The 12,901-nt window shown below is 64.0% G+C and carries 13 protein-coding genes; 5 read left to right on the forward strand and 8 right to left on the reverse strand.

Annotated elements, in window-relative coordinates:
- Window positions 1-106: 106 nt before the first annotated feature.
- The 7 genes from hpf to kdsD form a co-directional block, all read right to left on the reverse strand.
- Window positions 107-466 (reverse strand): ribosome hibernation-promoting factor, HPF/YfiA family, encoded by a 360-nt coding sequence (gene hpf / locus BXE_RS01700; protein ID WP_007179410.1) that lies wholly within the window; start codon window positions 464-466, stop codon window positions 107-109.
- Window positions 467-714: 248 nt separating this feature from the next.
- Window positions 715-2,232 (reverse strand): RNA polymerase factor sigma-54, encoded by a 1,518-nt coding sequence (locus tag BXE_RS01705; protein WP_011486707.1) that lies wholly within the window; start codon window positions 2,230-2,232, stop codon window positions 715-717.
- 207 nt (window positions 2,233-2,439) lie between these two features.
- Entirely contained in the window at window positions 2,440-3,225 is a 786-nt protein-coding gene (gene lptB, locus BXE_RS01710) for an LPS export ABC transporter ATP-binding protein (RefSeq protein WP_011486708.1), read from the reverse strand.
- On the reverse strand, window positions 3,222-3,893 hold the full coding sequence (gene lptA / locus BXE_RS01715) for a lipopolysaccharide transport periplasmic protein LptA (RefSeq protein ID WP_011486709.1): 672 nt from the start codon (window positions 3,891-3,893) through the stop codon (window positions 3,222-3,224). The genes lptB and lptA overlap by 4 nt, the downstream gene beginning before the upstream one ends.
- Before the next feature lie 20 nt (window positions 3,894-3,913).
- Window positions 3,914-4,522 (reverse strand): LPS export ABC transporter periplasmic protein LptC, encoded by a 609-nt coding sequence (lptC, locus tag BXE_RS01720; RefSeq protein WP_011486710.1) that lies wholly within the window; start codon window positions 4,520-4,522, stop codon window positions 3,914-3,916.
- The gene (locus BXE_RS01725; RefSeq protein WP_011486711.1) at window positions 4,519-5,079 is read right to left on the reverse strand and encodes a KdsC family phosphatase; all 561 of its coding nucleotides are present in this window, start codon (window positions 5,077-5,079) and stop codon (window positions 4,519-4,521) included. The genes lptC and BXE_RS01725 overlap by 4 nt, the downstream gene beginning before the upstream one ends.
- The gene (gene kdsD / locus BXE_RS01730) at window positions 5,079-6,062 is read right to left on the reverse strand and encodes an arabinose 5-phosphate isomerase KdsD (protein WP_011486712.1); all 984 of its coding nucleotides are present in this window, start codon (window positions 6,060-6,062) and stop codon (window positions 5,079-5,081) included. The genes BXE_RS01725 and kdsD overlap by 1 nt, the downstream gene beginning before the upstream one ends.
- Window positions 6,063-6,223: 161 nt before the next feature.
- Between kdsD and BXE_RS01735 the strand changes: the two genes are divergently transcribed.
- The 5 genes from BXE_RS01735 (at window position 6,224) to purU (ending at window position 11,445) form a co-directional block, all read left to right on the forward strand.
- The gene (locus BXE_RS01735) at window positions 6,224-8,224 is read left to right on the forward strand and encodes a monovalent cation:proton antiporter family protein (protein ID WP_011486713.1); all 2,001 of its coding nucleotides are present in this window, start codon (window positions 6,224-6,226) and stop codon (window positions 8,222-8,224) included.
- Between the two features lie 86 nt (window positions 8,225-8,310).
- A complete protein-coding gene (locus BXE_RS01740; protein WP_011486714.1) occupies window positions 8,311-8,877 on the forward strand; it encodes an adenine phosphoribosyltransferase in 567 nt (188 codons plus the stop codon).
- Window positions 8,878-8,936: 59 nt separating this feature from the next.
- Window positions 8,937-9,551 (forward strand): LysE family translocator, encoded by a 615-nt coding sequence (locus BXE_RS01745; protein WP_011486715.1) that lies wholly within the window; start codon window positions 8,937-8,939, stop codon window positions 9,549-9,551.
- Window positions 9,552-9,625: 74 nt separating this feature from the next.
- Window positions 9,626-10,474, forward strand: a complete 849-nt coding sequence (locus tag BXE_RS01750) for an NUDIX hydrolase (protein ID WP_011486716.1) — start codon at window positions 9,626-9,628, stop codon at window positions 10,472-10,474.
- 101 nt (window positions 10,475-10,575) lie between these two features.
- Window positions 10,576-11,445, forward strand: a complete 870-nt coding sequence (gene purU / locus BXE_RS01755; protein ID WP_011486717.1) for a formyltetrahydrofolate deformylase — start codon at window positions 10,576-10,578, stop codon at window positions 11,443-11,445.
- 78 nt (window positions 11,446-11,523) lie between these two features.
- Here the strand turns inward: purU and BXE_RS01760 are convergent, their stop codons facing one another.
- Window positions 11,524-12,750, reverse strand: a complete 1,227-nt coding sequence (locus tag BXE_RS01760; protein ID WP_011486718.1) for a PepSY-associated TM helix domain-containing protein — start codon at window positions 12,748-12,750, stop codon at window positions 11,524-11,526.
- Window positions 12,751-12,901: the final 151 nt, after the last annotated feature.

Raw genomic sequence — 12,901 nt, forward strand, 5'->3', positions numbered from 1 at the left:
GGCCGTGCGGAAAACGGCGTCCGGAAACAAAAAACCGCCCGGTTTCGGGCGGTTTCGCTGGCTAAGGGGAAACGAAGACCTACGGAAGAGAACCTTCTGATTTCCCTTACTGCGGCGGCACGTCCAGTTGCGGCGCCGGTTGATACTTGATCGCCTCATGCGCATGGCCTTGCAGGCGATCCTTATGGCGAATGACTTGCCGGTCGAGCTTGTCGATCATCAGATCGATCGCAGCGTACAGGTCGCTGTCACAGCTCTCGACAAAGAGATCCTTGCCCTTGAGATGCAGGTTGATTTCAACCTTTTGACGCTTTTCCTTTTCCTTGTGGTTGTTGTCGACCGAGAGGACCACACTGCCGTCGATGACCTGATCGAAATGTCTTAGCACCCTATCCAGTTTGGTGATCACGTATTCGCGCAACGCAGGCGTTACTTCGAGGTGGTGTCCACTGATCTGCAGATTCATAGTGCTTCTCCAAGCTAATGGCCGCTTGTTCCGCACGATGACGAAGGTCCGGTCGATCTGTCGGCTTGCCTGAGTCGCCCCCCGGTGACTGACTTCTGGCAGGTCGCATCGGCCGGCCTGTCCGCCAACTGCGGAGCGGCCGGTAAATGCCCGCCACGAAAGGCGACGGGCTCAAGACAAACGCCGGGCCGCCCCAAGTTGTCTTGCCCCCTTGGGGGGCTGGCGCGAAGCGACAGTTCTGGGGGGCGCTATAACGACTTGCGCAGGTTGACTGCCGGAATCTTGAGCGCTTCACGATATTTCGCGACGGTACGCCGTGCGACCACGAAGCCCTGTTCCGCCAGCAGTTCGGCTATGCGGCTGTCTGAAAGAGGAGATTTCGGGTTTTCCGCTCCTATCAGTTGCTTGATGAGCGCACGGATCGCCGTTGAAGACGCCGCGCCGCCCGTGTCAGTCGAAACGTGTGATCCGAAGAAGTACTTAAATTCAAGCGTCCCGAATGGGGTCAGCATGTATTTGCCGGTTGTCACACGCGAGACAGTTGACTCGTGTAGGCCCAGCGTATCAGCAATTTCCCGCAAAACCAAGGGGCGCATGGCAATTTCGCCATGCACAAAAAAGCTCTTTTGACGCTCCACAATGGCTTGCGCCACCCGGAGGATCGTCTCGAAACGCTGCTGGATATTTTTGATCAGCCAGCGCGCTTCCTGCAGTTGCTGGCGCAACGAACCGCTGCCCGGATCGCCCCGGTTATTGCGCAGGATATTCGCGTAAAGATGGTTGATACGCAGCTTGGGCACGACTTCCGGGTTCAGCTCGGCCTGCCAGCCCTGTGCTGTTTTACGCACCATGATGTCCGGCACGACATAGTCCGCTTCGGCCTTGCCGTAGGCGGCGCCGGGGAACGGTTCGAGCGAGCGGATCAGCACGTGTGCATCGCGCAGGTCGTCGTCGCTGGCTTTCAGATGTTTGCGCAGGCGCGTGAAGTCGCGCGCCGCGAGCAATTCCAGGTGGTGCGCTACGATTTCGAGCGCAAGCGTGCGGGTAGGTGAGGCATCGAGTCGCAGCAATTGCAGCTTGAGACATTCCGACGCGGAGCGCGCGCCGACCCCGGCCGGGTCGAAGCTATGCAGCAGCGCAAGCGCGGCATTCAGCTCGTCGAGGTCGACTTCGAGCTCTTCGGGCAGATCCGCCAGCACTTCTTCGAGCGTGGCGGCAAGGTAGCCGTCGTCGTCGAGCGACTCGATCAGGAACGTGACCAGCGCGCGGTCGCGCGGACTCGCCTGGGTGACGCGCAATTGCGCCATCAGGTGATCGCGCAGCGAGGTGCTCGATTCGTGGATTTGCAGCGGCGGCAGGTCGTCGTCGTCCGAGGCGTTGCCCGAGCGGCCGTAGTCGTCGAGATTCCATTGCGACGCGTCGCCGTTACTGTCGCCCGCGAGGCCGTTGTATTCGTCCACGCCCTGCGGCTCGCCGTTCTCGGCGCGCTCGCTGCTGCTGGTGGACGATGACGACGTGCTGCCGCCCATCTGGTCGGGCGGAGCGGAGGAATTCGGCGCCTGGGCGATCAGCGAGCCGTCGGCCGCCACGCGCAGCGGGCTCGCGATCCAGTCGTCCTCGTTCTCGAGGAGCGGATTCTGCGAGATCGCCATTGCGACTTCCTGCTGCAATTCGAGCGTGGACAACTGAAGCAGCCGGATGGACTGCTGCAGTTGCGGCGTCAGCGCAAGATGCTGCGATAGGCGGAGTTGGAGGCTGGCTTTCATGGCAAGTTGAGATTCATTGTAGAGAGTTTGCCACGACCGCGATACATTGCGACATTCGCAATTACACGTGCGCCTCTCGCGTGCGCCCTGCATGAGCTCCTTCAGGCGGCGCCGGGCGCGAAGCGGCCCAAGTCGAAATGAGGTGTGCGGTTGCCGCACAAGGAGCCGGCGGGTGCGCACTCGCACTGCCGGCAATCCTTGGTGCGCTTACATGCGGAAGTGCTCGCCCAGATAGACGCGCCGCACGCTTTCGTTTTCGATGATTTCGGCCGGTGCGCCGGCCGCCAGCACGCTGCCGTCGCTGATGATATAGGCGTGATCGCAGATGCCGAGCGTTTCGCGCACATTGTGATCGGTAATCAGCACGCCGATATTGCGCTGCTTCAGAAACTTGACGATTTTCTGGATTTCCAGCACGGCGATCGGGTCGACGCCGGCGAACGGTTCGTCGAGCAGAATAAAGCTCGGATTGGTGGCCAGCGCCCGGGCAATTTCAACCCGGCGGCGCTCGCCGCCGGAGAGCGACAGCGCCGGATTCGCGCGCAAGTGCGCAATCTGCAGTTCGTCGAGCAGGGCTTCCGTGCGGCTCGTGATGGTGTCCTTGCTGAGCCGCTTGCCGTTGTCTTCGTGCTGCAATTCCAGCACCGCGCGAATGTTTTCTTCGACGCTGAGCTTGCGGAACACCGAAGCTTCCTGCGGCAGATACGAAAGCCCAAGCGAAGCGCGCTTATGGATAGGCAGCAGGCTGATGGACTTGCCGTCCAGATCGATTTCACCGGCGTCGAGCGGCACGAGGCCGACGATCATATAGAACGAGGTGGTCTTGCCCGCGCCGTTGGGGCCGAGCAGACCGACCACTTCGCCGCTTTTCACGTCGAGCGACACGTCCTTGACGACCGTGCGCGAACCGTAACGCTTTTTCAGGTTGCGCACCACCAGCGAACTGCTGGTGCCGGCGGGCTTGCGATTGGGGAGAGACGCAGAGGTGCTCACTGGTTCGGCGCTCCCTGGATCGTCGTGGACGGCGCGAGCGTGGCCGGCGCGCCGTTCAGCGGCGCAGCGCCGCCATTGCGCGGCGCCAGCATGGCGCGCACGCGACCCGTGGGATTGCCCGGGCCGGCGACGTCCTTGCCTGCCTTCGCGGTATAGAAGTCGCTCTGGCCGTCATAGGTAATGACGCTGCCGTGCACCTGGTCCATCACCGTGGAGAGGCCTTGCAGGCGTTTCACCGTGGCGTTGGTGGTGAGCGTGGTCAGATCCTGCTTGCCGTCGTAGTCGATCCGAACGGCCGTGCCTTCGATGTATTCGTCGAGGCCTTCGCGCTTCTGGCGGAAATACGACAGATTGCCGCCGCTCGACGTGCCGGTGGCGTACTGATAGCCCTGCGGGTCTTGCGTCACTTCGACGCGTTCGGCCTTGATCACGATCGTGCCTTTGGTCGCGACCACATGGCCGGTGAAGATGTTGACCTGCTTGAGGTCGTCGTAAGTCATGTTGTCCGCTTCAATGTTCAGCGGCTTGTCCTTGTCGGCACGGTCCGCGTGCGCGAGCGGCGCGAAGCCGGCGAGCGGCAACGCGACGATCAGCGCGGCGAGTCCGGCGCGGCACGCGGACAGGGAGCGCGAGCGGCCGGTGTCAAAACGGGGGAACGATTCGTTCATGCAGTCACGCCTGGAATGGATTACCCGGGTTGCTTGGGCGAGCTGCCGCCTGTTTCGGACGGGGCGATCGAGCCTTTCACGTTGCCGAACAGCTGCATCACCCGGGTGACGTTGTTGTAGTTCATGCCGCTGGCAGTCATCACCGACATGCCGCGCTGAAGTTTAACCGGCTTTTCGGTCTCGATCACATCGTCGTTGACCAGCACCCTAAAATGCTGCGAATCCGCCTGCATCTGCGGATCTCCGTAGCCGGGCGCCCGCAAAATGCGCGCGTTGTCGTACAGATCGACGATCGACGCGTCGCCGTTCACCTTGCCGGTGTCGCCGGTGGCGGTGACGATCGGCTTGCCGGGCTGGAACGCGCGCATGGCCGGCTTGACCAGGTCGCTCAGCTCGTCGTCTTCGTAGTGGATCAGCGACTGGGCGGTCAGCCGGTACTGCGTCGAGCCCGACTGGTCGAGTTCGGAAATCGAGAAGTTATCGGCGAAGTAGTCCGGCGTGTGTTCCTTGGGACGCACCACGCCTTCGTTCTGCCGGGGCAGGGTGGCTTGCAGCAGCCACCACGTGATACCGGCGAGCGCGGCCATCGCGACCAGCGGAATCAGCGAAGTCAGGCGAAACTGGTTCATCCGACGAGGCCCCGCTGTTCGCCGCTACAGGCGGCCGCCAGCAACGCCTCATACTTATGTTGTGCACGCAGCAGCGTGTCGCAGACTTCGCGCGCCGCGCCGCGGCCGCCGCGCGCTTCGCTGACCCAATGGGCCCGCGCGATCACTTCGGGATGCGAGTTGGCCGGCGCCGCCGCGAAGCCGACCTTCAGCATCACGCCGAGATCGACCCAGTCGTCGCCCATGTAGCCGCATTCTTCGGCCGTCATGCCGGTTTGCTGCAACAGGTCCGCGAACGCCTGGGGTTTGTCCTGCACGCCCTGATAGACGTGCGTGATATTCATTTCCTTCGCCCGTGCCGCCACGATGCCCGACTTGCGCCCGGTGATGATCGCCGTTTCGATGCCGGCCTGGCGCAGCAGCTTCATGCCGTGGCCGTCCATCGAATTGAAGCCCTTCATGGTGTCGCCTTCCGCCGTGAACAGCAGGCCGCCGTCGGTGAGCACGCCGTCGACGTCGAAAATCATCAGCTTGACGCGGCTTGCGCGCTCGGTCGCGGTAGCAGGGGCGAGGGCCATCAGATCACCTTCTTCGAGAACAGGTCGTGCATGTTGAGTGCGCCGATCAGCTTGCCTGCTTCGTCCACGACCAGCATCTGATTGATGCGGTGGCGCTCCATCAGTTCCACGGCTTCGACCGCCAGTTGATCCGGGCCGATGGTGCGCGGGCCGGCGGTCATCACGGAGGCGATCGGCAACTGACGGAAATCGCCCTCGCGTTCGAGCACGCGGCGCAGGTCGCCGTCGGTGAAAATGCCGGCCACGTGATCGTCGTGATCGACGATCGCGGTCATGCCCATGCGCTTGGCGGTCAGCTGGAACAGCGCGTCGCGCACGGTGGCCTCGGGTGTGACCTTCGGCAGATCGTCGCCGGTGCGCATCACGTCGCGTACATAAGTGAGCAGACGCCGGCCGAGCGCGCCGCCCGGATGCGAGCGGGCGAAGTCGTCGCGGCCGAAGCCACGCGCGTCGAGCACCGCGAGCGCGAGCGCGTCGCCGAGCGCGAGCGCGGCGGTCGTGCTGGCGGTGGGCGCGAGGTTCATCGGGCAGGCCTCTTTCGCGACGCCGGAATTCAGGTGCACGTCGGCCAGTTGTGCGAGACTCGAAGACGGACGGCCTGTCATTGCAATCAGCTTCGCGCCGAGCCGCTTGATGAGCGGCAGGATCGCCATCAGTTCTTCGGTTTCACCGGAGTTGGACAGGGCGATGAACACGTCTTCGGCGGTGACCATGCCGAGGTCGCCATGACTGGCTTCCGCGGGGTGCACGAAGAACGCCGGCGTGCCGGTGCTGGCGAGCGTAGCCGCGAGCTTGCGGGCCACGTGGCCGGATTTGCCGATGCCGGAAACGACAACGCGCCCGCGGCAACCCAGGATGAAGTCGACCGCCCCGACGAAACCGTCGTCGAGTTGATCGCGAAGCGCGCGCACGGCGTCCGCTTCGATGTCGAGCACGTCGCGAGCGAGCGCGAGTGCCCGGTCGCCATTGATTTTCGCTATCATTCGCGAAGTATAGCAAAGGCGCCTGTTCGCCGCGCCGGGCCTGCTGTGCCGAGCCGCTGTCTTTATTGCTGCCTTTAACGGCCCCTCAACCTTGTCGCACGGCGTTTGGCGTGCGCGGTTCCGCTGACGAACGAGGACGCTTTACCCATGCGTTTTTGCCGATGATTTCCCCGCTCGAAATGACGCTGTTCCTGCTGCTGGCATCGGTAGCGGGCGTGGTGACCTTTCGCTTTCTGAATCTTCCGCCCATGCTCGGCTATCTGACGGTGGGCATCGTGGTCGGGCCGCATGCGTTCGGTTTGATTCCCGACTCGGCGGGCGCGCAGAACCTGGCGGAATTCGGCGTCGTGTTCCTGATGTTTTCGATCGGGCTGGAGTTCTCGCTCGCCAAGCTGCGTTCCATGCGCCGCCTCGTGTTCGGTCTCGGCCTGCTGCAGGTGCTCGGCACGATCGCGGTGGCGGTCACGCTCGGCTTCGTGCTGGAACGCTGGGTGCATATCACGTGGCAGGCGAGCGTGGCGCTGGGCGGCGCGCTCGCCATGTCGTCGACGGCGATCGTCAGCAAGATGCTGGCGGAGCGGTTGGAGATCGAGACGGAGCACGGCCGCAATATCTTCGGCGTGCTGCTGTTCCAGGATCTGGCGGTGGTGCCGCTGCTCATCGTCATCGCGGCGCTCGGCGGCAGTTCCAAAGATCTCGTGAGCTCGCTCGGCGTGGCGGCCATCAAGATCGTCGTGGCGCTGTCGCTGCTGCTGATCGTCGGGCAGCGTTTCATGACGCGCTGGTTCAACGTGGTGGCGCGGCGCCGTTCGCAGGAACTGTTCATTCTGAATCTGTTGCTGGTGACGCTCGGTTGCGCGTTCATCACCGACAAGTTCGGGTTGTCGCTCGCGCTCGGCGCATTCATTGCCGGCATGCTGATCGCCGAGACGCCTTACCGGCATCAGGTGGAAGAAGATATCAAGCCGTTTCGCGACGTGCTGCTCGGGCTCTTCTTCATCACCACCGGCATGCTGCTCAATCCGCGTGTGATCTGGGAGCATCCGCTGATCGTGCTCGGCTTCCTGGTCGGGCCGATCCTGCTGAAAGCGGTCATGATCACAGGCCTCTCGCGACTGTTCGGCGCGTCGCCGGGCGTCGCGATGCGCACCGGCATCGGCCTCGCGCAAGCGGGCGAGTTCGGCTTCGTGCTGCTGAATCTGATTCTCGACAAGCATCTGGTCGACGCCACCCTGCTGCAGGCGATTCTCGCCGCCATGCTGCTGTCCATGCTGGCCGCGCCGTTCCTGATCCAGAACGCGGATCGCATCGTGCTGCGCCTGTCGTCGACTGAATGGATGATGCAGTCGTTGCAGATGACGCGCATCGCCACGCAGAGCCTGAAACAAAGCGGCCACGTGATCATTTGCGGGTACGGCCGGGCCGGACAGAATCTGGCGCGCATGCTGGAGCACGAAGGGTTGTCGTACGTCGCGCTGGACCTGGATCCCGACCGCGTCGCGGCGGCGGCGGCGGCGGGCGAGTCGGTCGTGTTCGGCGACGCCGGGCGGCGCGAGTCGCTGCTCGCCGCCGGTATCCACCGCGCGGCCGCGATTGCGATCACCTACGCGAACACGCCATCGGCATTGCGCGTGCTGCATAACATTCACGAACTCGAACCCACGCTGCCGGTAATCGTGCGTACCGTCGACGACGCCGATCTGGAAAAGCTGCTGGCCGCGGGCGCGACCGAAGTGATTCCGGAAATCGTCGAAGGCAGTCTGATGCTTGCCTCGCACACGCTGGTGGTGATGGGCGTGCCGATGCGGCGGGTGGTGCGGCGGGTCGAGGAAATGCGCGATGAGCGCTATGCGCTGCTGCGCGGCTATTTCCACGGCGCCGACGACGTGGACGACGACGACGGCCACGAACAGGTGCGGCTACAATCGGTGCCGGTCGACGAAAACTCGGACGCCGTGGGCCGCACGCTCGCGGAACTGGGCCTTTTCGAGGTGGGCGTCGAAGTGACGGCGATTCGCCGGCACGGCATTCGCGGCGTCGAGCCGGACCCGTCCACCAAGCTGCGTTCGAGCGATATCGTGGTGCTGCGCGGTTTGCCCGAACAGCTGGCGGAGGCCGAGGAACGGCTCTCGAAGCATCGGCGCGCGGGCGCCGCCGCCTAGCGCCTGTACCCCGGCTGCGCGCGTTCCCGCCGCGGCATCCTGGTTTGGTTTTTCATCGGACCTGTCGAGGTCCATCCGGAGACATCATGTCCAACGCGCTTCCGAGCGCGCCGCTCGATGCGGCCGATTACATCAAAAGCCACATCCGCACGGTGCCCGACTGGCCGGAGCCGGGCGTGCAGTTCCGCGATATCACGCCGCTGCTGCAGGAGCCGAAGTCGCTGCGCGTGCTGATCGATCTGTTCGTGCAGCGCTATATCGACGCGAAGCTCGACTACATTGCCGGGCTGGACGCGCGCGGGTTCATCATCGGGCCGATTCTCGCGTATGAGCTGAACCTCGGCTTCATTCCGATCCGCAAGGCGGGCAAGCTGCCCTACAACCGGCTCGCGCAATCTTATGAACTCGAATACGGCTGCGCAACCGTCGAGATTCACGAAGACGCCTGCAAGCCCGGCGACCGCGTGGTCATCATCGACGACCTGATCGCCACGGGCGGCACGATGATGGCCGGCAAGATCCTGCTCGAACGGCTCGGCGCGGTCGTGGTGGAAGGCGCGGCGATCATCGATCTGCCCGAACTCGGCGGTTCGAAGCTGCTGCGCGACAGTGGGCTGGCGCTCTATACGGTGACCGGATTCGAGGGTCACTGATCACCGGCAGCCAACCCGCTGCGAACTTCTTCTTTCTGTCCATCGAGAAGGTCAAAAGCATGCCTGACTTCCTGCTGTTTCTCGCTACCTCGATTGCGATCACCGTGGCACCCGGCCCGGACAATCTGCAAGTGCTCGCGCGCGGTATCTCGCAGGGCCGCGCGGCAGGGTTCGTGGCGGCGCTCGGCTTTGCGGCCGGCATCACGTTTCACACCACGCTTGCCGCGCTCGGCGTGGCGGCGCTGCTGCGTTCCTCGCCGACGGCCTTTACGGCGATCAAGCTCGCCGGCGCCGCTTATCTGATCTGGATCGGCATCAAGGCTCTGCGCAGCCAGGGGCTCGCAACCGCGCACGAGCGCGCGCCGCAGCCGTTGATGGCGGTGTTTCGCCAAAGCGTGCTCGGCAATCTGCTGAATCCGAAGGTGACGTTGTTCTTCGTCGTGTTTCTGCCGCAGTTCGTGCAGCCGAACGGCACGCAAAGCGTCACGCTGCAGATGCTCGAACTCGGCGTGCTGTTCATGTTGCAGACGGTGGTGGTGTTTTCGCTGTTCGGCGTCTGCGCGGGGATGGTGGGCGGATATCTGAAGCGCCGGCCGCGCGTGGGCGTGTGGCTCGATCGGCTCGCCGGTGCAACGTTCATCGCCATCGGGATTCGCGTCGCGTTGCGCGATTGAGGCGATCGACGCGGCGCTCGGCGCTCAGCGCCAGGTGCTCACCGGGCAGGACCGCGAACCGTTTGGAGCTTGACATGACTTTGCCTTGCATCACCGCCGCGCGCCGCTTCGACGTGCAGGCGCACGTGCCGTTCTGGATCGACGCCGAACAGGTCGGCTGGATCCGCGCGAGCGACGTGCCGTCACTCGCGCGCTGGCCCGATGTGTTCGACCTCGACAATGCGCGTGTGACGCTGACGCCCACGTTCAATACGGTGGATCTGCGCAGCGCCGCGCTCGGTTCCGTGATCGGCGCGCTCGCCGCCGAAGGCCGCATTCCGGGCTGGCGCAACGAGACCTACGCGATCCGCAATGCGTTCGACGCGCCGCCGCTCGCGTATATCGAACGCGCGGCGTCGCGCTTCTTCGGCACGATGACCTACGCGGTGCATCTGAACGGCGTCGTAGAATACGCGGACGGCGCACCGCAATTGTGGATCGCGCGCCGCAGCGACACCAAGGCGACCGACCCGGGCATGCTCGACAATGTCGTGGCAGGCGGGATCGGCTGGGGCTTTGGCGTCGAGGCGACGATCATCAAGGAGTGCTGGGAAGAAGCCGGCATTCCCGAGGAGATCGCCGCCCGCGCCGTGGCCGGCCGCACCGCGCATGTGCTGCAGTCGTTGCCGGAAGGCACGCAGGCCGAGCAGATTTTCATCTACGACCTCGCGCTGCCGGCGGATTTCGCGCCGCGCAATCAGGACGGCGAAGTGGGCGAGCACCGGCTCGCGCGCATCGACGAAGTGGCGCGCTGGATCGAGGAGGGCGCGATGACGGTCGATGCGAGTCTGGCCACGCTGGATTGCCTGCTGCGCCGCCGCTGGATCGATGAAGACGCGTGCGCCGGGATCGAGGCTCTGTTCGTGCCGCCGGTGTTCGCCTGACCGCCGCAAATGGTGCGTGCGCAACGAACTTGCCGAAACACGTTGCATCGAACCATGCACACCGAACAAACCACGCATTGAAGAAGGGAGTCACCCAGGTCATGTCGACCGATCACAGCTTTATCCTCAAACTGTCGTGCGCCGACCGGCCCGGCATCGTTCACGCCGTGTCGGGCTTTCTGTTCGAGCGTGGCAGCAATATTCTCGACTCCGCGCAGTTCGGCGACAGCCGCACCGGCGAGTTCTTCATGCGCGTGCATTTCCAGCAGGTGGGCGGTGATCCGGGTCTGGAGGCGTTGCGCGCGTCGTTCGCGACGCTCGCAGAACAGTTCGGCATGCGCTGGGAGTTGCACGACGCGTCGGTCAAGCCGCGCGTGGTGATCATGGTGTCGAAGATCGGCCATTGCCTGAACGATCTGCTGTTCCGCTACCGCACCGGCCAGTTGGGTATCGAGATCGCGGCGATCATCTCGAACCACAAGGAGTTCTATCAACTCGCCGCCAGCTACGACATTCCGTTCCATCACTTCCCGCTGATGGGCGCCACGCCCGAGGCGAAAGCCGCACAGGAAGCGCGCGTGCTCGAAGTGATCGACGAGCATCAAGCCGACCTCGTGGTGCTCGCGCGCTACATGCAGATTCTGTCGCCGAAGCTGTGCGAAGCGCTGGCCGGCCGCGCGATCAACATTCATCACTCGTTCCTGCCGAGCTTCAAGGGCGCGAAGCCGTATTACCAGGCATTCGACCGCGGTGTGAAGCTGATCGGCGCGACGGCTCATTACGTGACGACGGATCTCGACGAAGGTCCGATCATCGAGCAGGAAGTGGAGCGCGTCGACCACAGCATGACGCCGGAGCAATTGACGGCGATCGGCCGCGACGTCGAATGCGTGACGCTCGCCCGTGCGGTCAAGTGGCACGTTGAGCATCGCGTCGTGTTGAACGGCAGCAAGACGGTGGTGTTTCGCTAAAGCGGCTGATCGCTTTGCAGTAGTGGGTTGATGACAGATGGCGGCGGCCGGATCATTCCGGCGCCGCCATTTTGCCAACTAGGGCCGCGCCGCGGACCGGCCCGCGTCCCGCGCGGCACTCGCATTTTGCGCGGAGCGGCGGCGCGCATTCAGCTTCTTTAACCAGATCAGCAATCCGGTCGCGCTCAGCACGGCGACCGCAACGCCGACTGCGCTAATCAGAATCCGTCCGCCGAGACCGAGGATGCGCCCCGAGTGCAGCGGGAATTGCACCTGCAGGAAGATGTCGCCCGCCGTGCCTTTGCCGGGGATCTGCGCGGCGAGTTGCCTGCCGGTGGCCGCGTCCCAATACATCCACGGATTGCCGAGACCGATATCGCCGTGGTCGTTGCCGGTCGCGTAGAAGCCGACGCCATACGCATGCATGAATTCAGCGTAGTAGATGCCGCCCGGCGCGACGCCGAGGTTCCGCGCTTTGCCGGCCTGCTCGGCCAATTGCACGATGCGCTCGCGGCTCAGCACCGTGTCGCCGGGCTGCGGGGCGCGGCGGATTTCAGGATTGTTGACCGGATCGGGCGTGAGCGGCGAGAACAGCGACACGATGGGGCGCACCACCGGCGCTGAAAGATTCATCGATATCGATGTCAGCGCAACGATCAGCAGCAGGCCCCAGATCCACACACCGCCGGAGCGGTGCAGGTCGAAAGTGAGCGCATAGCCGCCGCGCCCGAAGCGGAACGCGAACGACTTGCGCCACACCTTGACGCTCGGAAACGACAGCCACAGCGCGATCACGCTGTCGAACAGCCAGACGATGCCGACGATCCCCATCAGCCATGTACCGATATCGACGCCGCCCGTGAACGGCAGCTGCAGCGTGTAGTGGAGCTTGTAGATGAACGGGATCAGATTGAGCCGCGCGAGCGAAACGGCGCCCCACTCGCGGCGCCCCTGGATTTCGCCGGTAGCGGGGTCGACGGCGATCTGATTGAAGTCGAGCGGATAGGGCTGCCGCGTGGCCGGGTCGGTACGCGGCAGCACCATCATTTGCAGCGTGTGGCCCGGTTCGGCCGCGAGCGGCAGATAGGTCACCTGCAGACGCGGATCGGCGGCTTCCACGCGGCGCGCCAGTTCCAGCCCCGACAGCGCTGTGCCGGCGGTGCGCGCCTTGAAGAACGACGGGTTCAGCGCCGCATCGAGCTCATGGTCCCACGCGATGACCGCGCCGGTGAGGCCGGCGACGAACAGAAATAGCGCTGTGGCAACACCGAACCAGCGATGCAGGCGGACGAGCTGCCGCCTCATGGGCGAGCCGGCGGAACGGAGTTCGAATGGCGTGTCACGACAGAGGTTTGATGTAAATGGGAATTGTTCGCATCTTATGGAATCATGCCACGCACTGCAAGTTTGTCGTAAGTGCGGCATTGCGACGCGACACTTCCGGGTTCTTCCGTTT

Source organism: Paraburkholderia xenovorans LB400, from assembly GCF_000013645.1.
Lineage (GTDB): Bacteria > Pseudomonadota > Gammaproteobacteria > Burkholderiales > Burkholderiaceae > Paraburkholderia > Paraburkholderia xenovorans.